21 protein-coding genes and 1 tRNA gene are annotated in these 19,225 nt (G+C 71.0%); 16 read left to right on the top strand and 6 right to left on the bottom strand.

What is annotated here, in order from left to right; translation table 11 throughout:
• The first annotated feature begins 81 nt into the window (after positions 1–81).
• The 5 genes from ACK4UM_RS09120 (at position 82) to ACK4UM_RS09100 (ending at position 4,300) form a co-directional block, all read left to right on the top strand.
• Positions 82–927 carry a transporter substrate-binding domain-containing protein gene (locus tag ACK4UM_RS09120; RefSeq protein WP_409797998.1) on the top strand — a complete coding sequence of 282 codons (846 nt, stop codon included), beginning with the start codon at positions 82–84 and terminating at the stop codon, positions 925–927.
• A gap of 212 nt (positions 928–1,139) precedes the next feature.
• The gene (locus ACK4UM_RS09115; protein WP_409797996.1) at positions 1,140–1,988 is read left to right on the top strand and encodes a transporter substrate-binding domain-containing protein; all 849 of its coding nucleotides are present in this window, start codon (positions 1,140–1,142) and stop codon (positions 1,986–1,988) included.
• 68 nt (positions 1,989–2,056) lie between these two features.
• Positions 2,057–2,779, top strand: a complete 723-nt coding sequence (locus ACK4UM_RS09110; RefSeq protein WP_409797994.1) for an ABC transporter permease — start codon at positions 2,057–2,059, stop codon at positions 2,777–2,779.
• Positions 2,776–3,525 (top strand): ABC transporter permease, encoded by a 750-nt coding sequence (locus ACK4UM_RS09105; RefSeq protein WP_409797992.1) that lies wholly within the window; start codon positions 2,776–2,778, stop codon positions 3,523–3,525. The genes ACK4UM_RS09110 and ACK4UM_RS09105 overlap by 4 nt, the downstream gene beginning before the upstream one ends.
• 10 nt (positions 3,526–3,535) lie before the next feature.
• On the top strand, positions 3,536–4,300 hold the full coding sequence (locus ACK4UM_RS09100) for an ABC transporter ATP-binding protein (protein ID WP_409797991.1): 765 nt from the start codon (positions 3,536–3,538) through the stop codon (positions 4,298–4,300).
• A 388-nt stretch (positions 4,301–4,688) separates the two neighbouring features.
• Here ACK4UM_RS09100 and ACK4UM_RS09095 read toward each other — a convergent pair whose 3' ends face one another.
• Positions 4,689–5,315 (bottom strand): TetR/AcrR family transcriptional regulator, encoded by a 627-nt coding sequence (locus ACK4UM_RS09095; protein ID WP_409797989.1) that lies wholly within the window; start codon positions 5,313–5,315, stop codon positions 4,689–4,691.
• A gap of 90 nt (positions 5,316–5,405) precedes the next feature.
• On the opposite strand from ACK4UM_RS09095, the gene ACK4UM_RS09090 reads away from it, so the two are divergent.
• From ACK4UM_RS09090 to ACK4UM_RS09060, 7 genes are all read left to right on the top strand, one after another.
• A complete protein-coding gene (locus tag ACK4UM_RS09090) occupies positions 5,406–6,668 on the top strand; it encodes an amidase (protein ID WP_409797987.1) in 1,263 nt (420 codons plus the stop codon).
• Positions 6,669–7,067: 399 nt separating this feature from the next.
• Positions 7,068–7,982: an MBL fold metallo-hydrolase gene (locus ACK4UM_RS09085; RefSeq protein ID WP_409797985.1), complete on the top strand. Its 915-nt coding sequence runs from the start codon at positions 7,068–7,070 to the stop codon at positions 7,980–7,982.
• Positions 7,983–8,098: 116 nt separating this feature from the next.
• Positions 8,099–9,550, top strand: coding sequence for a GntP family permease (locus ACK4UM_RS09080; RefSeq protein WP_409797984.1), 1,452 nt, complete (start codon positions 8,099–8,101; stop codon positions 9,548–9,550).
• Positions 9,551–9,628: 78 nt separating this feature from the next.
• On the top strand, positions 9,629–10,531 hold the full coding sequence (locus ACK4UM_RS09075; RefSeq protein WP_409797982.1) for a diacylglycerol/lipid kinase family protein: 903 nt from the start codon (positions 9,629–9,631) through the stop codon (positions 10,529–10,531).
• On the top strand, positions 10,528–11,400 hold the full coding sequence (locus ACK4UM_RS09070) for an inositol monophosphatase family protein (RefSeq protein WP_409797980.1): 873 nt from the start codon (positions 10,528–10,530) through the stop codon (positions 11,398–11,400). Before ACK4UM_RS09075 ends, ACK4UM_RS09070 begins: the two co-directional genes overlap by 4 nt.
• Before the next feature lie 107 nt (positions 11,401–11,507).
• Positions 11,508–12,116, top strand: a complete 609-nt coding sequence (locus ACK4UM_RS09065) for a DUF2231 domain-containing protein (RefSeq protein WP_409797978.1) — start codon at positions 11,508–11,510, stop codon at positions 12,114–12,116.
• 114 nt (positions 12,117–12,230) lie between these two features.
• Positions 12,231–12,731, top strand: a complete 501-nt coding sequence (locus ACK4UM_RS09060; RefSeq protein WP_409797977.1) for an SH3 domain-containing protein — start codon at positions 12,231–12,233, stop codon at positions 12,729–12,731.
• An 82-nt stretch (positions 12,732–12,813) separates the two neighbouring features.
• Here the strand turns inward: ACK4UM_RS09060 and ACK4UM_RS09055 are convergent, their stop codons facing one another.
• The 4 genes from ACK4UM_RS09055 to ACK4UM_RS09040 form a co-directional block, all read right to left on the bottom strand.
• Complete coding sequence (locus ACK4UM_RS09055; RefSeq protein WP_409797975.1) at positions 12,814–13,509, bottom strand: GNAT family N-acetyltransferase; 696 nt, start codon at positions 13,507–13,509, stop codon at positions 12,814–12,816.
• 161 nt (positions 13,510–13,670) lie between these two features.
• Positions 13,671–14,288 carry an SH3 domain-containing protein gene (locus tag ACK4UM_RS09050; RefSeq protein WP_409797973.1) on the bottom strand — a complete coding sequence of 206 codons (618 nt, stop codon included), beginning with the start codon at positions 14,286–14,288 and terminating at the stop codon, positions 13,671–13,673.
• Between the two features lie 344 nt (positions 14,289–14,632).
• On the bottom strand, positions 14,633–14,893 hold the full coding sequence (locus tag ACK4UM_RS09045; RefSeq protein ID WP_409797971.1) for a hypothetical protein: 261 nt from the start codon (positions 14,891–14,893) through the stop codon (positions 14,633–14,635).
• A gap of 163 nt (positions 14,894–15,056) precedes the next feature.
• A tRNA-Leu gene (locus tag ACK4UM_RS09040) sits at positions 15,057–15,141 on the bottom strand.
• A 188-nt stretch (positions 15,142–15,329) separates the two neighbouring features.
• Between ACK4UM_RS09040 and ACK4UM_RS09035 the strand changes: the two genes are divergently transcribed.
• Complete coding sequence (locus ACK4UM_RS09035; RefSeq protein WP_409797969.1) at positions 15,330–15,707, top strand: hypothetical protein; 378 nt, start codon at positions 15,330–15,332, stop codon at positions 15,705–15,707.
• A 126-nt stretch (positions 15,708–15,833) separates the two neighbouring features.
• Positions 15,834–16,856: a complex I NDUFA9 subunit family protein gene (locus ACK4UM_RS09030; protein WP_409797967.1), complete on the top strand. Its 1,023-nt coding sequence runs from the start codon at positions 15,834–15,836 to the stop codon at positions 16,854–16,856.
• A 13-nt stretch (positions 16,857–16,869) separates the two neighbouring features.
• On the opposite strand, the gene ACK4UM_RS09025 is transcribed toward ACK4UM_RS09030, so the two are convergent.
• Entirely contained in the window at positions 16,870–18,036 is a 1,167-nt protein-coding gene (locus ACK4UM_RS09025) for an acyl-CoA dehydrogenase family protein (protein WP_409797965.1), read from the bottom strand.
• 372 nt (positions 18,037–18,408) lie between these two features.
• On the opposite strand from ACK4UM_RS09025, the gene ACK4UM_RS09020 reads away from it, so the two are divergent.
• Positions 18,409–18,696 carry a hypothetical protein gene (locus tag ACK4UM_RS09020; protein WP_409797963.1) on the top strand — a complete coding sequence of 96 codons (288 nt, stop codon included), beginning with the start codon at positions 18,409–18,411 and terminating at the stop codon, positions 18,694–18,696.
• 266 nt (positions 18,697–18,962) lie between these two features.
• Entirely contained in the window at positions 18,963–19,220 is a 258-nt protein-coding gene (locus ACK4UM_RS09015; RefSeq protein ID WP_409797961.1) for a DUF4212 domain-containing protein, read from the top strand.
• Positions 19,221–19,225 lie beyond the last annotated feature (5 nt).

Below are 19,225 nucleotides of genomic sequence, written 5' to 3'. Positions count from 1 at the left end.
CGCGCATCGGGGCCGTAAACGAGCCCCTCCGGGCGGCGCGCGCCGTCGCCCGCGATCATTCACGACGCCAAGGATGAAACCATGACCATTTCCAAGACGATCGGCCTCGCTCTCGCCGCCACGGCCCTCGCCGCGAGCCCCGCGCTCGCGCAGGAGCGCATCACCATCGCCACCGAGGGCGCCTACGCGCCGTGGAACTTCTCGCAGCCCGACGGCACGCTCGACGGCTTCGAGATCGACCTCGCGCGCGACCTCTGCACGCGCATGGGCGTCGAGTGCGAGATCATCGCGACGGATTGGGACGGCATCATCCCGAGCCTCGTCGCCGGGCGCTTCGACGCCATCATGGCCGGCATGTCGATCACCGAGGAGCGCGAGGAGGTGATCTCCTTCTCGAAGGCCTACACGCTCTCGCCGAACGGCTTCCTGGTGCCGAACGATTCCGACATCGCCGAGCTGCCGCGCTCGGGCGAGCGCTTCCATCTCGAGACGAACCGCGAGGCCGCGATGGCCGCGCTCGAGGAGGTCCGCCAGGCGATCTCCGGCAAGACCATCGGCGTCCAGCGCGCGACGACGCATGCGGTCTTCGCGCGCGAGTTCTTCGAGAACGACGTCGAGATCCGCGAATACGCCACCACCGAGCAGCACGACCTCGACTTGCAGGCGCAGCGCATCGACGCGGTGCTCGCCGACCTGCCCACGCTGGAGGCGACGCTGACGAAGCCCGAGTTCGAGGGCGAGTTCACGATCACGGGTCCGGGCTTCGTCGGCGGCATCCTCGGCCGCGGCGTCGGCGTGGGGCTGCGTCAGGGCGACGAGGAGCTGCGCGCCCGCTTCGACGAGGCGATCCAGGCGGCGATCGACGACGGCACGGTGCGCACCCTGTCGATGCAATGGTTCGGCCTCGACCTCACGCCGGTCGAGTGACGGCCGACCCGCTCCTCTACCGCACATAGCGCGGGCGAGAGGCAGGTGCGACGCAGCTGCCCATTTCCGCGCCGAATGCACAGCGTCGGCGCGGAAAAGAAGGGCTTGCAGGGGCCGCTCGCTGCCTTTTACTTAGGCGTGTCGGGCGCCTCGACGCGTCCGCGCTCCAGTTCCGCCGGGAGAGCGGAAACCTCCAGAGGGGATCTACTCGCATGATCAATCTCAAGGCGCTCGGGCTCGGGATCGCTGGCGCGGCCTTCGCGCTCGGCCTCTCGACGGCCCATGCCCAGGACGTGGTGCGCATCGCGACCGAGGGCGCGTACGCTCCGTGGAACTTCTCGAACCCCGACGGCAGCCTCGCCGGCTTCGAGGTGGACCTCGCCGAGGATCTCTGCCGCCGCATGGAAGTGACCTGCCAGGTCGTCCAGCAGGACTGGGCCGGCATCATCCCCGCGCTGCAGGCCGGCCAGTACGACGCGATCATGGCCGGCATGAACATCACCGACCAGCGCCTCGAGGTGATCAACTTCTCCCGCCCCTACGCGGGCACCCCGCACGGCTTCGGCGCGCTCGCCGACAGCCCGCTGATGGAGCTCGCCGGCACCGGCGAGACCCTGTCGCTCGACACGGATGCCGATGCGGTGACCGCGCGCGTGGCGGAATGGGAGCCGATCCTGCGCGGCAAGGTGATCGGCGTGCAGGGCTCGACCACGAACTCGAACTTCCTCCAGCAATATCTCGGGGACATCGTCGAGATCCGCGAATACGGCACCACGGAGCAGCACGATCTCGATCTCCTGGCCGGCCGCCTCGACGGCATCTTCGCCGCCCATTCGGCTTTGACCGCGACGAAGATGCAGCCCGATTTCGCCGAGATGGAGATCGTCGGCACCGGCCTCTCCGGCGGCGTGCTCGGGCGCGGCGTCGCGGTCGGCCTCCGCAAGGAGGACACGGCGCTCGCCGAGAAGTTCTCCGCCGCGATCGAGGAGGCGCTCGCCGACGGCTCCCTGCAGGAGCTCGCCGTGAAGTGGTTCGGCGTCGACATCACGCCTGCGAACTGACACGGTGAGAGCATGGGACGCGACCCCGCGCGCCGCTCGACGCGGCGCCGGGGCCAGACGGTGAGGCGATGACACCGGTCGGATTCTTCGAGCTGTTCGGCTTCGGCCCGCGCGGGTGGGGCGGAGCCATGCTCCTCGCGATGGTCGTCACCCTGGCGGTGGCGACGACCGGCTTCCTCGTCGGCAACGTCGTCGCCGCCTGCATCGCGGCGATGAAGCTCTCGCGCAGCCGGGTCGCCCGCACGATCGGCGACACCTACACCACCGTGCTGCGCGGCATCCCGGACCTGCTCGTCATCTACCTCTTCTTCTTCGGCGGCTCGCTCGCGCTCACCAATCTCGGGCGGATGCTCGGCTACGAGGGCTTCATCGGCCTGCCGGTCTTCGTCACCGGCGCGCTCGCGATCGCCGTCGTCAACGCCGCCTATCAGGCGGAGGTCTATCGCGGCGCCTACCTGGCGCTGCCGAAGGGCGAGCTCGAGGCGGCGCGCTCGGTCGGCATGGGCCGCTGGCTGATGCTGCGGCGGATCGTGTTTCCGCAGGTGATGCGCTTCGCGATCCCCGGGCTCGGCAATTGCTGGCAGCTCGCGCTCAAGGAATCGGCGCTCATCTCGGTCATCGGCCTCGTCGAGCTCCTGCGGCAGGCGCAGATCGGCGCCGGCTCGACGCGCCAGCCCTTCTATTTCTTCCTCGCGGCGGCGGTCCTCTACCTCGTCCTGACGACGCTCTCCACCTGGTTCTTCGCCAAGGCCGAGGCGCGCGCCATGCGCGGCGTGAGGAGGGCGACATGATCGATCTTCCCTTCATGTGGGACGCCTTCCAGCGGCTGCTGCCGGGCGTGCCCCTGATGCTGCAGCTCGCCGCGTGGTCGCTCTCCTTCGGCGCGGTCTTCGCGCTCGCGCTCGCGATGATGCGTCTGTCCGGGATCGCGGTGCTCGATTGGACGGCGCAGGCCTACATCTTCGTCTTCCGCGGCACGCCGCTCCTCGTGCAGATCTTCCTCGTCTATTACGGGCTCGGCCAGTTCCGGCCGCAGCTGCAGGAGCTCGGCATCTGGTGGTTCTTCCGGGAGCCCTATTATTGCGCGATCTTCGCGCTGACCCTCAACACCGCCGCCTATGCCGCCGAGATCATCCGCGGCGGGCTCCTCGCCGTGCCGCACGGGCAGATCGAGGCGGCGAAGGCCTGCGGCATGTCGGGGCTCCAGCGCTTCCGCCGCATCGTGCTGCCGATCGCGGTGCGCCAGGCGCTGCCGGCCTACGGCAACGAGATCATCCTGATGGTCAAGGCGACCTCGCTCGCGTCCGTCATCACGCTGATGGAGGTCACGGGCCTCGCGCACCGGATGATCTCGCAGACCTTCCGCGCGGTGGAGGTGTTCGTGGTGGCCGGCGCGATCTATCTCCTGATCAATTTCGCGGTCACGCGCGCGATCCAGTTCTTCGAATGGCGCCTGTCGCCGCATCTGCGCGAGCCCCCGCGCGCAGCCGACAAGCCCGTCCTGACGCCCGATCCCGCCGGCGCGCGCGGCGCCTGAGAGAGGAACGATGACCGAGACCGCCGTCAGCATCCGCGATCTGCGCAAGAGCTTCGGCTCGCTCGAGGTGCTCAAGGGCGTCTCGCTCGATGCGCGCGTCGGCGACGTGATCTCGATCCTCGGAGCGTCCGGATCGGGCAAGTCGACGATGCTGCGCTGCATCAACATGCTGGAGACGCCGGATTCGGGCGAGGTCAGCATCGGCGGCGAGACGATCGCGCTCAAGAAGACCCGCCACGGCATGCAGCCCGCCGACCAGCGCCAGGTCGACCGCATCCGCTCCAAGGTCGCGATGGTCTTCCAGAGCTTCAATCTCTGGTCCCACATGACCATCCTCGAGAACGTCGTCGAGGCGCCGATCCACGTCCAGGGTCGGCCGAAGGCGGAGGCGATCGCGGAGGGCGAGGCGCTGCTCGAGAAGGTCGGCATCGCCGACAAGGCGAAGCATTACCCCGCTCATCTGTCGGGCGGCCAGCAGCAGCGCGCCGCGATCGCCCGCGCGCTCGCCATGCGGCCCAACGTGATGCTCTTCGACGAGCCGACCTCCGCGCTCGATCCGGAGCTCGTCGGCGAGGTGTTGCGCGTCATGCGCGCGCTCGCCGAGGAGGGGCGCACCATGCTCGTCGTCACCCACGAGATGGGCTTCGCCCGCGACGTCTCGAACCGCGTCGTCTTCCTGCACCAGGGCGTCGTCGAGGAGGAAGGCCCGGCCGCCGAGGTCTTCGCCGCGCCGAAATCCGAGCGTTTCCGGCAATTCGTCTCGAGCCATCGCTGAGCGCTGGGAACTGCGTCTCGCAATCGTCGTCATGCCAGTCGCGCCGATCGCGATAGAGGTTGTCGCGGGCTACGCCGCGGGCGTCGCCTCGAGCTGCCTGGTCGGCGGCATCAGGAGCGTGCTGCGCACGCGTCTTTCTGCGCTGGGTCCCCTTCCCCTGCGCACGCTACGCGTGCTCCGGCCGGGGATGACACCGTTGGAGCACTCCGTCGGTGTCATCCCCGGCCGGGGGTCGCATGCGACCGGAGGGGAAGGGGACCCAGCGTGAGAAATTGCTTGCGGAGCAAGCTCTTGCGGCGGCGACGAGCCGCCTGGTAGCCAGCCTTGCGAGCGCCTTCGGCTCAAGGCCGGGTGCTCGCGATTCTCCGATCCACGATAATCGTAACGCTCACCCCGCCTCCAGCTCGCCCCCCGCGATCGCCGCCGCGACCAGCGCCGCGACGCCGCGGTCGAGGACGCTCTCCGGGTCCTCGCACAGGCCGCCGAGGCGCCCGGAGGCGGCGAGCGTCGCGATGCCGTGCGAGAGCCCCCACACCTGCAGCGCGAGGCTGCGCGCGTCGTCGAGGCGCGCGCCGCGGGTCGCCACGCTCGCGGCGATGGCGTCGACGAGCATGCGGAAGGCGTCTTGCGCCTCCGGCGGCCCCTCGGGCCCCTCGGGCAGGGCGGCGGAGAACATCGCGGCGTAGTAGCCGGGCTCCTCGCGGGCGAAGGCGAGATAGGCGCGGCCCATCGAGCGGAACGCCTCGCCGGGCGCCGCGCCGCTGCCGGAGAGGCGCGCGACGAAGGCCGCGAAGCCGCGCCGCGCCACCTCCGCCAGGAGCGCCTCGCGATCGGCGAAATGGCGGTAGGGCGCCGCCGGCGAGACGCCCGCGCGCCGCGCCGCGTCCGCGAGCGTGAAGCCCTGCGGCCCCTTCTCGGCGAGGAGCGTGCGCGTCGCCTCGACCAGCGCCTCGCGCAGATTGCCGTGGTGATAGCCGCGCCGCCCGCCGATGCCGACGCCGTCCGTCGCGCTCATCGGCCAAATCCCGTGCGGCAGGCGCGCGCGCTGCGCTGGGGCGCGGCCGTGCTAGGGTCGCTCCACGAGCCATACCGGGAACGCGACGCCATGCTCTCTCTCCTCGAACTCGCAGCCCGCATCGACGCGGGCACCCTCGCGCCGTCCGACGCGCTCGCCCTCTCGCGCGCGGAGATCGACGCCCATGACGGCGAGATCCGGGCCGTCGTCCATCTGGACCGCGCCGCGCATGCCGGTCAAGCGAAGGGGCCGCTCGCCGGGATCGCGCTCGGGGTCAAGGACATTCTCGACGTCGCCGGCCTGCCGACCCGGATGGGCTCGCCGATCTACGACGGGAACGTCGCGCGCGCGGATGCGAGCGTCGTCGCGCGGGCGCGCAGCCTCGGCGCGGTGCCGCTCGCCAAGACGGCGACGACGCCCTTCGCCTTCCTCGACCCCGTCGAGACCCGCAATCCCACCGCGCCGGGCCGGACGCCGGGCGGCTCCTCGTCCGGCTCGGCGGCGGCGGTGGCGGCGGGCATGCTGCCGCTCGCGCTCGGCACGCAGACGGGCGGCTCGGTCATCCGCCCCGCCGCCTTCTGCGGGGTGGTGGGCGTCAAGCCGTCGTTCAAGCTCCTGCCGAGCGTCGGCTGCAAGACCTTCTCCTGGACGCTCGACACGGTCGGCCTGTTCGCCGCGGGCGTCGCGGACGCGGCTTTCGCGCTCGCCCATCTCGCCGAGCGCCCGCAGCTCGCCCTGCAGCCCGGCGATCCGCGCGAGATCTATGCCGGCCTGCGCATCGGCGTCGTCGCGCAGGCCTATGCGGGCGATCCGGAGCCGGAGGGCGCGGCGGCGCTCGAGGCGGCGGCGCGGGCGGCCGAGCGCGCCGGGGCGCGGGTGGTGCGCCTCGCCGAGCCCTCCGCGCTCGCCGACGCCTTCGCGATGCACCCGGTGATCCAGGCCTTCGAGGCGCGCCAGGCGCTCGCCTGGGAATATGCCACGCATGCGCGCGCGCTGCCGCCGCTCCTGCGCGCCTGCCTCGACGAGGCGCAGGCCGTGTCTGCGGCGGATTACGACCGCGCCCGGCGGGTCGTCCACCAGGCGCGCGGGAGCCTGCGGGAGCTGTTCGGGGCCTGCGACGCGATCCTGACCCTGTCCGCGCCCGGGCCGGCGCCGCAGGGGCTCGGCTCGACGGGAGATTCGCGCTTCAACCGGCTCTGGACCCTCATGGGCGACCCCTGCGTGAACGTGCCGGGCCTGCATTCGGCGGACGGAGCGCCGATCGGCGTGCAGCTGATCTCGCGCTTCGGACGCGACGAGCAGGCGCTCGCCGCAGGCGCCCTCGTCGAGTGTGCGCTTGCGGGAAGTCGTTGATCGGCGGCGCCTATTCTGCCGCGCGCGCAGTCGCGCAGACCCCTTTAACCGACGATTAGGCTCGATCGTCGGGAGCGTGGCCGGACACTAGCCGTCGAAGCACTTGCGCGACCACGCGCACTTGCTACATTGAAGGTCGGTCCTCGCCAGGGAGGTGTCCATGAACCGCTTCGCGAAGATGCACATCGTACCGAAGCTGAACATCGCAGCCTATTGCGCGGCGCTCGCCTTCGTCGGCGCCATCGTCGTCGGGGTCTTCTGATCCCCGGCACGCACCAGAACCAACCTGACGAGCGGCCGCCGCCGGGATACCCGGCGGCGGCTTTTCCGTTATAGGAGCCTGCGCCGGTCCCACCGGCGGCGGCTTTTTCCTATCGGGAGCCTGCGCCGAGGAGCCTCATGAGCGAGCCGATCGCCTTCGACACGCGCTTCGACGCGCCGCACGGGGTCGCGGTGACCCTCTCGCCGCTCCTGCGCCGCGTCGTCGCCCCCAATCCGGGGCCCGTCACCTTCACCGGCACCTGCAGCTACGTGGTGGGGCGCGGCACCGTCGCGATCGTCGATCCGGGGCCGGACGATCCCGCCCATGTCGAGGCGCTGCTCGCGGCGGTGGCGGGGGAGAGCGTCGGGCACGTCGTCGTCACCCACACGCACCGCGACCATTCCCCCGCCGCCCGCGCCATCGTGGCGGCGACCGGCGCGCGGCTCGTCGGCTGCGGTCCCCACCGCCCCGCGAGCGTCTTGCCCGACGGCGTCGCGAACCCGATGGAGGCGAGCGGGGACCGCGACTACAGGCCCGATCTCGAGATGCGCGAGGGCGACGCGATCGCCGGCGCCGGCTGGAGCCTCGTCGCGGTCGAGACCCCCGGCCACACGGCGAACCACCTCGCCTTCGCGCTGCCGGAGGAGCGCGCGCTGCTCTCGGGCGACCACGTCATGGCCTGGGCGACGACCTTCGTCGGCCCGCCCGACGGGGCGATGGGGCCCTACATGGCCTCGCTTTCGAAACTCCTCGCGCGCGAGGACGACGTCGTCTACTGGCCCGGCCATGGCGGCCCCGTCACCGAGCCGCGCCGGATGGTGCGCGCGATCCTCGCCCATCGCCGCCAGCGCGAGGAGGCGATCCTCGCCCGCCTGCGCGCCGGCGACAGCGCCGTTCCCGAGATCGTCGCGAACGTCTATCGCGGCCTCGCCCCCGCGCTCCACGGCGCCGCGGCGCTGAACGTCCTCGCCCATCTCGAGGACCTCGCCGCGCGAGAGGTGGTGCGGGTCGAGGGGCCGTTGTCGCTCGCGGCGCGGTTCGCGATGGCTTGAGGGGGTTGTGCCCGGCGCCGTCCCGCGCTAGGCACGCCGCAAGCAAGAAGCACCGAGGAAACGCGAGGAACGGGCTCCGCAGGACGCCGCAGGGCAGGCACGGAGAACGCGAACCCATGGGTCTCATCGGCATCGTCGCGGGCCTCGCGCTCCTCATGGCGCTCGCCTTTCGCGGCTGGACGATCCTTCTGCTCGCGCCCGCGGCGGCGCTCGTCGCGGCGGCGTTCTCGGGCGAGCCTCTGCTCGCGCATTGGACGCAGACCTTCATGAGCGCGGCGTCGGGCTTTGTCGCGCAATTCTTCCCGCTCTTCCTGCTCGGCGCCCTGTTCGGCAAGCTGATGGAGGATTCGGGCGCGGTCGACGCCATCGCCCGCTTCATGACCCGCACGCTCGGGCCGACGCGGGCCATCCTCGCGGTCGTGCTCGCGGGCGCGCTCGTGACCTATGGCGGCGTGAGCCTGTTCGTCGCCTTCTTCGTGCTCGCGCCGATGGGGCTCGCTCTGTTCCGCTCGGGCGCGGTGCCGCGGCGGCTCCTGCCCGCGACGATCGCGCTCGGCACCTCGACCTTCACCATGTCGGCGCTGCCCGGCACGCCCGCGATCCAGAACGCGATCCCGATGCCCTTCTTCGGCACGACCGCCTTCGCCGCGCCGGGGCTCGGCACCATCGCGGCGATCATCATGCTCGGCTTCGGCCTGTTCTGGCTCGAGCGCCGGCGCATCGCGGCGAAGAAGGCGGGGGAGGGGTTCGAGGGGCCGCTCGCCGAGAAGAAGCCGGTGGCCGACAAGACGGTTCTGCGCGAGCTCGCCTCGACCGCCCGCGAATTCGACCCCGCCGAGATCGAATCGGGTGCCCGCACGCCCGGCCGCCCGCCGATCGCCCTCGCGCTCCTGCCGCTCGTGGTGGTCGTCGCGGTCAATCTCGCGATGGCGCAGGTGGTGCTGCCGATGATCGACACCGCCTATCTCCAGGAGGCGCGCTTCGGTGGCGTGTCGCTCTCCGCGGTGGGCGGCGTCTGGGCGGTGGCGACGGCGCTGCTCGCGGGGATCGTCGTGCTGCTCGCGACCTCGTGGGCGCGCTTCGCCAAGCTGCGCGAGAGCGTCGACGCGGGCGCGAACGCCTCCGTCCTGCCGGTGCTGAGCGTCGCGAGCCTCGTCGGCTTCGGCGCGGTGGTCGCCGCGATGCCCGCCTTCGAGGCGGTGCGCGAATTCGTGCTCGGCATCGGCGGCGGCCCGCTCGTCTCGCTCGCGCTCGCGACGAACATCCTCGCCGCGCTCACGGGCTCGGCGTCCGGCGGCATGACGATCGCGCTCGACGCGCTCGGCCCCACCTTCATGCAGATCGCCGCCGAGACCGGGCTCGACCCGGCCCTCATGCACCGCGTCGCCGTGATCGCGTCCGGCACCCTCGACAGCCTACCCCACAACGGCGCCGTCGTGACCATGCTCGCGGTCTGCGGCTGCACCCATCGCGAGAGCTATCTCGACATCGTCATGGTGGCGGTTGTCGGCGCCCTCATCGGCCTCGTCGCGGTGATCGGGCTCGGGACGGTCTTCGGCAGCTTCTGACGTCCCCGCCTCGGGCGCGGGAACCTCCGCGGCGCCTCCCGCGTCTGTCGCAGGAGGCCCCGAAGCGGAGGCGGACCCGTGTCGCGCGCCATCGTCATCCACAATCCGTCGGCGGGCGCCGACGACCACGGCCGCGAGAGCCTGATCGCCTCCCTGCGCGAGGCCGGCTGGGAGTGCGTCGCCTTCCGCTCGAGCAAGGAGGACGATCTCGCCCGCGTCCTGCGCGAGCCCGCCGACATCGTCGTCGTGGCCGGCGGGGACGGCACGGTGGCGCGGGTGATGCGCGCCATGCCCGACGGCGGGCCGCCGATCGCGATCCTGCCGCTCGGCACCTCGAACGGCATCGCGCGCTCGCTCGAGGCCGCGACCCACGTCTCCGCGTTGCCGAGGCAATGGCACCGTTTCCACCCCCACGCCTTTCGCCTCGGCGAGGCGTCGGGCGCGCTGGACGGCCTGTTCGCCGAGGCGGCCGGGGCCGGTGCCATCGCGCAGGCGATCGCCGAGGCCGATGCCGCAGACGCGTCGCTCGCAGGCGACGCGCGGCTCGCGGCCGGGCGCGCGCGCATCGCCGCCATCCTCGCGCGCGGGGACGCCGCGCCCCTGACCGCCTATGCCGACGGGGTCGCGCTGCCCGAGCCGCTCGTCCTCGTCGAGGCGCTGATCGTGGGCGTCACCGGGCCGCGCCTGTTCCTCGCCCCGCAGGCGGAGCCTGCCGCCGAGACGCTCGACGTCGTCTATCTCACGGCTTCGCGGGCGGGGGCGTTCCGCGATTGGCTCCAGCGCGACGACGGCACGCCCGCGCCGCTCGCCCATCTCACCTCCCGCGAGCTCGTGATCGCGGGGGAGGGGGCCTTCGTGCGCCTCGACGACGAGCCGCGTCGGTGCTCGGGACCCGTCTCGATCACGCTGCGACGCAGCGCGCGGCGCGTGCACGTGCTCGCCCCCGCCCCGACGCCGCCGGACCACGGAGACCCGCCATGAGCCGCCGACCCGAAAGCCGCTACGCCAACCATTCCGATCGCCGCGCCCGCGCCGAGACGGCGCTCGGCCACGACGCCATGGTCGCGATCGAGCGCACCGCGATCGTGCTCGCCCGCCTCGCCGGCGCCGAGATCGTGTCCGCGCTCGGCGGGCGGCGCGACGTGCATTACAAGTCGATCGAGGAGGGCGCCTATCTCGACCCCGTCTCCGAGGTCGACCACGCGGTCGAGACTATCATCCGCGCGATCCTCGCCGAGCGCTTCCCCGATCACGACATCATCGGCGAGGAAATCGCCGAGCGCCCGAGCCACGGCCACGACGTCGTCTGGGTGATCGACCCGGTCGACGGCACCGCGAATTTCGTCAACGGCTTTCCCCTCTTCTCCGCCTCGATCGGCGTCGTCTGGCGCGGATGTCCGATCGCGGGGGCGCTGTGGTGCTCGACGAGCCACACGCTGCGCTCGGGCGTCTACCATGCCCGCGCGGGCGGCGGCCTCGGCTTCGACGAAACGCCGGTCGAGTCGGGGCCCGATCCGGCGGTGCGCCGCCGCCTCGTCGGCGATCCGCGGGGGGATCTGCCGCAATCCTCGCCCTTCGAGGCGCGCAAGACGGGCTCGGCGGCGCTCGAATGCGCCTTCGTCGCCGCGGGGCTCCTCGCCGCGGCGCGGTTCGCGCGGCCGAACGTGTGGGACGTGGCGGGCGGGATCGCGCTCGTCGAGGCGGCCGGCGGGGTGGTGGCCGAGCACGGCCCGGACGGCGCCTGGCGGCCGTTCGAGGCCTTTCCGTCCGACCTCGCCTCGTGGCGCGCGCAGCTCGCCATCGCCGGCAGCGAGGGCGCGCTCGCCGATCTCGGCGTCGACGGCGGCTGAAACACCCTTCGCCCGCCACGCGGGCACCGCGAATTCTCGCCGACCCGCCGGAACTCGCTACCCGACGGCGCATTCGCCCGTGGTGGTACCACATGCGGGAGGCGCGAATGGCACGGGACCCTGGACGAGAGAGGGTCGAGGCCGGCCCCGACCCGCGACACGGCGATGCCGCGCGGCACGGCCGGCGCTACCGCGCCTATCTCTCCGGCACCGGCAGCGCCGCGGCGATCCGCGGCCACCCGCTGCACCCGATGATCGTGCCCCTGCCGATCGGCGCGCTCGTCGTCGCCTTCGGCTTCGACATCGCCTTCATCATGACGCAGGACCCCTTCTTCGCGCGGGCGGCGATGATCCTCCTCGGCGTCGGGCTCGCGACCGGCGCGCTCGCGGCGGTGCTCGGGCTCATGGAGATGATGAGCCTCTCCCGCGCGCGCACGCTCGGCATCGCCTGGATGCACGGCGTCGGCAATCTCGTCGCGATCTTCCTCACGCTCGCCAATTTCCTGATCCGCCATCCCGACCCGGCGGGAGGCGTCGTCCCGGCCGGCGTGGCGATCTCGGGGGTCGTGTTGCTTCTCCTGCTCGTCGGCGGCTGGCTCGGCGGCGAGATGACCTATCGGCATGGCGTCGGCGTCTCCCCCGGCGTCGGCTCGGAGCGGGAGGCGGCGGACACCGACCATCTCCCGGACGGGCGCCCCGACATCGGCAAGTCCTGAATGCGGCCGGGGCGATTTCGTCAGCGTGGGCGTGGGAACACGGTCCGCGGCGCGTCGTTCAACGGGCGTTCCCGAACGGAACGCGCTTGAAGTCAGCGATGGAGGAACGAGACCATGAGAGCCACTCCCGTCCTCGCGGCCGGAGCCGTCGCGCTCGCCATGGCCATGCCCGCCAACGCCCAGCAGGTGATCGCGACGACCGATCTGAACCTGCGCGAGGGCCCCGGCACGCGCTTTTCCGTGATCACGACGGTTCCCGGCGACCAGCGGCTCGACGCCGTCTTCGGCTGCCTGCCCGATCGCGATTGGTGCGAGGTCCAGTTCCGCGGCGCCCGCGGCTGGGTCTTCGCCGATTATCTCGAGGTGATGGGGGACGACCGCCGCCTCGGACCCATCGGCCAGGTCGGCCCCGGCATGGGCCTGCCGACGGCGCGCTTCGAGGAGGCGGACCGCCAGCGCTGGGAGCAGCGCTACGAGGGCGTCCAGCCGCAATTCGATCAGCGCTATCAGCTCGGCACGAACGTGCCGGGTGCCACGGGCGCGATCCCCGGCGTCCCGGCCGGGCAGCAGCCCGGCTGGCAGGGTCAGCCCCAGCAGCAGCAATGGCAGCGTTGAGCGCCCGCGCCGCGCCCTCGACCGACGCGTCGGGGGCGTCGCGGAAAGACGAAGCCGCCGCGACCGGCGGCTTCGTCATGCCCTACGACGTGCGGACGCCGTCCCGGGCGATCTCCAGGACGAGCCGGTCGCCCCCGCGCGGCGCCGTCCCCGCTCGCGCATAGCCCGCCTTCTCGAGCACCTTCAGCGAGGCGTGATTGTCGGCGTGGACGATCGCGAAGAGCGTCGCGAGTTCGCCATGCGCGGCGAAGGCGTGGCGCGTGGCGAGCGCGACCGCGTCGCCCGCGATCCCTTGACCCCAATGCGACGCGCCGAGCCAATAGCCGATCTCCGCGCGCCTGCGCCCCTCGTCCGGATCGAAGGCGAGGCGGACCTGGCCGACGGGCGCGCCCTCGACCACGATCGCGCGGACCTCGTGATGCGTCCCCTCGCGCGCGATCTCGATCAGGTCGCGCGCGATCGCTTCCGTGAGCGGCGCGGGATAGGTCTCGGGGAGGTGGCGCCACACGCGCGGATCGTCGAGGAGCGCCACGAAGGTGGGCAGATCGTCGAGCCGCCAGGGCCGCAGGAGGATGTCGCCCTCGGCGGCGCAGGTCGCGAGATCGTCCGCGCAGGCGAGCGGGATCCAGCCGTGCTGGAGCGGATCGTAGGCGAGGGGAACCGCCTCGGCGCGGCAGGCGGCGAGGGCGTCGGCGACGAGGGGGCCGGCGGAGCGCGGCCGCGCCGGATCGATCACGGGCGCGTGGGCGAGCGGGAGGCGGCGGGCGGGCAGATCCATGGTTCCCTTCCGATCCAACAAGTGGGGGCGAGCCTATCACGGCCGACCTGCGCGATTCCCGGGCCGTTTCGTGTGTATGAGCGCCCCTGCGCCGGAGTGTCGGCACGAAAAAGCCCCCGATGCGGGTGCATCGGGGGCTCGGGTCGAGGATCTCGGTCGCGTCAGCGGATGGGCTCGTAGCGCTGATCGACGCGCGGCTGCACGCCGTCATATTGCTGGCGCCAACGCTCGTCGTCCCAGCGATCCCGCGCGACGGCGCCGGTCTGGGGGACGTCGCCGCGCTGCGGAGCGAAGCGCTGATCGACGTTCGGCTGCACGCCGTCATATTGCTGGCGCCAGCGCTCGTCGTCCCAACGGTCGCGCGTCCCGGCGACCGCGTCGGGGACCTCGCGCTGGGGCGCGAAGCGCTGATCGGCGCGCGGCTGCACGCCGTCATATTGCTGACGCCAGCGCTCCTCGTCGAAGGCGACGGTGGGCAGGCCCATGCCGGGGCCGACCTGGCCGATCACGCCCAGACGCTGTCCGCCCTGCGTGACCTGCAGGTAATCGGCGAAGACCCAGCCGCGCGCGCCGCGATACTGCACCTCGCACCAATCGCGATCGGGCAGGCAGCCATAGACCGAATCGAGCCGCCCCTCGTTGGGGATCGACCGGATGACGTCGAAGCGCGTGCCGGGGCCCTCGCGCAGGTTCACGTCGGCGGTGGTCAGCACTTCCTGCGCATTCGCGACGCCGCCAGGCATCGCCATGCCGAGCGCGAGCGCACCGGCCGCGATCATCGAAGCATATCGCATCGGTACTTCCTTTCCGTCTGTTCACCCGTGTTTGCTGGACGGGTGAACGACGCTTCGGGAAGTGTGTTCCGACAGCCGAGTTTGCGCTGGGGTAGGGGGAGGGTTGCTGGGCAGGGATTACAGTATAGGACATGCGGGGAGTGTAGGCCGGAACCGACCAGTGCGCTGCACAGGAGCGGCCTGCCGGCGGGCCATCCGCGTCGGGCGCTGCAGCCGGCTTTTCGCGTGGGCGCACCGGCCCGATCCGATCACCGAAGAAACGTCGATCATCCCCTTGACCGGGTACTGAAGGAGCTGGGGTTCGACAGGCGCCTCGCCCGGCCATCCCATCAGTTCTTGTCGGCCCGTTGCCGCTTCCCGGTTGCGGCCTGTCCGATTTCAACGAGTACGCCCAGCGCGATGGCCAAGATGATGGTGATGATGGCTTTGTCGATGGACTGACCGGAGGAGTCGGTTCCCAAATACTGGACCGCCGCTGCGGCTCTCGCGGCAGGGTCGTCGTAGCTCGCAACGAACAGCCCTGTTCCGAGCCTCAGAACGCCGAAGATCAGCATCAGCCACGCAACGATGAGTCCCAGCCGAACAAACATGTGCACCCCCGTTGGCGCAGCATAGTACGCGAGAGCGGCTCGGGGTCTCGCTCTCGACCTGGTCGATTCACCACGACGATGGACCGCCCGTCTGTACCACCGGGTCGGCCTCATCACCTTGCTCTGCCTGGAATACTTGCGGCTCAACGCTTCCTCGAAGCGTTGGTGCCCAGGAGAGGACTCGAACCTCCACGGCTTGCACCACTGGTACCTGAAACCAGCGCGTCTACCAATTCCGCCACCTGGGCCCGCTCGCGCGGTGGAGGGTTCATAAGGGGGGGCGGGCTTGGCGTCAATCGGTTTTCTCGGCGTGCGTCGGTTTTCTCGCCAGGGCTCGACGGCGCGCGTTCCGCCCGGAAGTTTCCCGCGCCGGGGGATGAACCAAAGGGCGGCCGCTTGCGTAGAAACCCATATGACTCGAACCCGGGAGGCGCAGATGCGCTCCTTGTGGCATGAGCCGCTGATCCGGCTCTTCGTGGTGAACGGGCTCCTGGGTGTCGGTTTCGGGCTCGCGATCGCGGCCGTGCTCGTGGCGGTGGATTTCCGCGACGTCGGAACGCTCGCGGCGACCCAGGACAACGGTTTCGTCGCCATCGTGATGCTCGCGATGGGCCTCGCGGTGACCTGCGGCGGCGCGGCGATCGCGACCGCCGTCATGCTGCTGCCGTGGGAGGACGACGACGCTTCGGGCGGCGGCTCGGGCGGCTCGGGCGGCGGCGGCGGTCGCGACGAGCGGGCACGGCGCGCGGTGTCGCTCGTCCCGGTCCGCGTGCGCGGGCGCCACGGCGTGCCGCGCATTCCGCCTCGGGATTGACGTCGCACCGTTCGAGGCGCGCGCGTCCCCGACGCCATTTCCGTTTCGCGCGGAAATGCTCTAGATACGCCGCGACCGGGGCGCCTCGGACGGTGCCCGGTCATGCGCGCGTTTCTTTCGAGGGTGATGACGATGCAGGCGTCGGGCTGGCCACAGGCGAAGCTGATCACGGTGTTCGGCGGTTCCGGGTTCCTCGGCCGCCATGTCGCCCAGGTTCTCGCCCGGCGCGGCTACCGGGTGCGGGCGGCGGTGCGGCGGCCCGATCTCGCCTATCACCTGCAGCCGCTCGGCACCGTCGGCCAGATCAACGCGGTCCAGGCCAATCTGCGCTTCCCCGAATCGATTTCGGCGGCGCTCGAGCGCTCCGACGCGGCGATCAACCTCGTCGGCATCCTCCAGGAGGGCGGCAAGCAGCGCTTCGACGCCGTGCAGGCGGAGGGCGCGGGGCTCGTCGCGCAGGCGGCGCGGGACGCCGGCATCCCGCTCGTCCACGTCTCGGCCATCGGCGCCGATCCCGATTCGCCGGCGCTCTACGGGCGCTCCAAGGCCGAGGGCGAGCGCCGCGTGCGCGAGGCCTGCCCGGACGCCGTCGTGTTTCGCCCCTCGATCGTGTTCGGCCCCGGCGACGGCTTCTTCAACCGCTTCGGCGGCCTCGCGCGCGCCCTGCCGGTGATGCCGATCGCCGCCGCGCAGACGCGCTTCCAGCCGGTCTGGGTGATGGACGTCGCGGAGGCGATCGGCCGCGCGATCGACGGGGACGTGCCGGGCGGGCGCGTCTACGAGCTCGGCGGGCCGGAGATCTACACCTTCCGCGAGATCGTCGAGATCGTCCTGCGCTATACCGAGCGGGAGCGTCCGATCCTCGCGATGCCCGACGGCTTGGCGCGCCTGCAGGCGACCGTGACGGAGACGCTCGACCGCTTCTCCTTCGGCCTCTTCCCCAAATCGCTCGTGCTCACGCGCGACCAGCTCGCGATGCTCGCGACCGACAACGTCGTCTCCGAGGCGGCGAAGGCGGAGGGGCGCACGCTCGAGGGGCTCGGCATCACGCCCACCGCCGTCGAGGCGATCGTGCCCGCTTATCTGCGCCGCTTCCGCAAGCTCGGTCAGTTCGAGAAGCGCCGCCTCGAGGAAGACGAGGCGGCGTGAGGCGGCGCACGCCTCAATAGGAGCGCGGCAGGCCGAGCACGTGCTCGGCGAGGTGGGCGAGGATCAGGTTCGTCGAGATCGGCGCGACCTGGTAGAGGCGCGTCTCGCGAAACTTGCGCTCGACGTCGTATTCCTCCGCGAAGCCGAAGCCGCCATGCGTCTGCACGCAGACGTTCGCCGCCTCGAAGGAGGCGTCGGCGGCGAGCATCTTGGCCATGTTCGCCTCCGGGCCGCAGGGCGCGCCCGCCTCGTAGAGGCGCGCGGCCTCGCGCACCATCAGCTCGGCCGCGCGCATCTGGGCATAGGCCTTGGCGATCGGGAACTGGATGCCCTGATTCTGGCCGATCGGCCGCCCGAAGACGACGCGCTCCTTGGCGTAGCGCGTGGCCCGCGCGAGAAGCCATTTGGCGTCGCCCACGCATTCGGCCGCGATCAGGATGCGCTCGGCGTTCATGCCCGACAGGATGTAGCGGAAGCCGCGCCCCTCCTCGCCGACCAGGTTGTCCGCCGGCACGCGCAGATCGTCCATGAAGATCTCGGTCGTGGCGTGGTTCATCATCGTGCGGATCGGGCGGATGGTCAGCCCCCGCCCGAGCGCCGCGCGCATGTCGACGAGGAAGACCGAGAGCCCGTCGGTGCGCTTCGCCACCGCCTCGCGCGGGGTGGTGCGGGCGAGAAGCAGCATGAGGTCGGAATGCTCGGCCCGGCTCGTCCAGATCTTCTGGCCGTTGATCACGTATTCGTCGCCCTCGCGCCGCGCGACCGTCTTGAGCGCCGTCGTGTCGGTGCCCGACGTCGGCTCGGTGACGCCGAAGGCCTGGAGGCGCAGGCGCCCCGCGGCGATCTCGGGGAGGAAGCGGCGCTTCTGCTGCTCCGAGCCGTGGCGCAGGAGCGTGCCCATCACGAACATCTGCGCGTGGCAGGCCGCGCCGTTGCCGCCCGAGCGCTGGATCTCCTCGAGGATCGCGGCCGCCGCCGAGAGCGGCAGGCCGGCCCCGCCGTATTCCTCCGGAATCAGAGCGGCGAGGTAGCCGGCCTGCGTCAGCGCCGCCACGAATTCCGTCGGATAGGCGCCCGCGCGGTCGCGCTCGCGCCAATATTCGTCGGGAAAGTCGGCGCACAGGCGGGCGACGGCCTCGCGGATTTCGGGATGATCGACCTCGTGCGTCGCGATGGACATGGCGGAGCGCTCCTCTCTCGGGGCAGTGCTAACCATTCGACCGCCGATCGCAAGGGCTCGTCGGCGGAGGAGGGCGGCGCGTCCGCGCAGGGCGGATTGGCTGTATGCAGAGGAATACGTTGAGCCCCGCGGATGGCCGTGCTTCAATAGTCGCAAGGCGATGCGTGTGCATAACAAAAGAAAATATCAGGTAATTGTTCTACGTATCCCGTGATGACGGGCGTTCGGTTATAGTCAAGCTTACACGATCTCGTCGCACGCGCGGCCTCCGGCCGGTGCGGAATCGGTCGGTCCTCGCGGGTGACGCGCGGACGGCGCTGCGAGATCGAAGGGCACGAAGGGTCGGCGAAAAGTCGACGAAGGGGAGCGAGCATGAACGCGCAGATCTTCGACGCGCGAACGGCGCTGGCCACCGGCCAGGTGTTCAACGTCTTCCGCAGACGCGATTCCGACCTCGCCTGCGCGGTCCCGCTCGACCGACCGGTGCCGCATTTCATCGGCGATGCTTGGCAATATTGGGGAGAGGCGGATCTCGCCTTCGGCCCCGCCGTGCTCCAGGTCGCGGATGCGGTCCGCCGGGCCAATCGGTTCGGTTTCTACTTCTTTCGTATGCCGCATGCGCGCCCGATCGAGCGGATCGAGGCCGTTCCCGTCGGCTGAACGCCAGATTTTCCCAGCATTGTTGCGCGTGCGAAGCGAATTTGTTGCGTCGCAATATTCACATTCGTAGCATGCCTATTAGCCGAACGTCTGCCTTATCAACATCTCTGCCGTGGAGATAGTGTCGCCGCGCCCGGAATCGTGAAGACGACCGGGCGTCCGCGTTGCGGTCCACACGCGCCTCGTCGCACTCCGACGCAAGGGAAGCGGGGATCAGGACCGTTCCGACGCGCGGGGGAACCGAACGAACCCGAAGGTGGGCGCCAATGGACCAAAACGAGAGAGACCAACAATACTGGAAGGCCAATCTGAGCCTCGTCCGAAACTGCATGATCGTCTGGGCCGTCGTGACCTTCGGCTTCTCGATCCTGTTCCGCCCGCTCCTGTCGGGCATCCAGTTCGGCGGCACGGACCTCGGCTTCTGGTTCGCGCAGCAGGGATCGATCATCGTATTCCTGTTGCTGATCTTCTTCTACGCGTGGCGCATGAACGCGCTCGATCGCGAATTCGGCGTCGAGGAGTGAGGTAA

The organism is Salinarimonas sp., from assembly GCF_046292825.1.
GTDB lineage: Bacteria > Pseudomonadota > Alphaproteobacteria > Rhizobiales > Beijerinckiaceae > Salinarimonas.
Note: the sequence above shows the minus strand (reverse complement) of the source record. Positions and strands in the feature narration are given on the sequence as shown.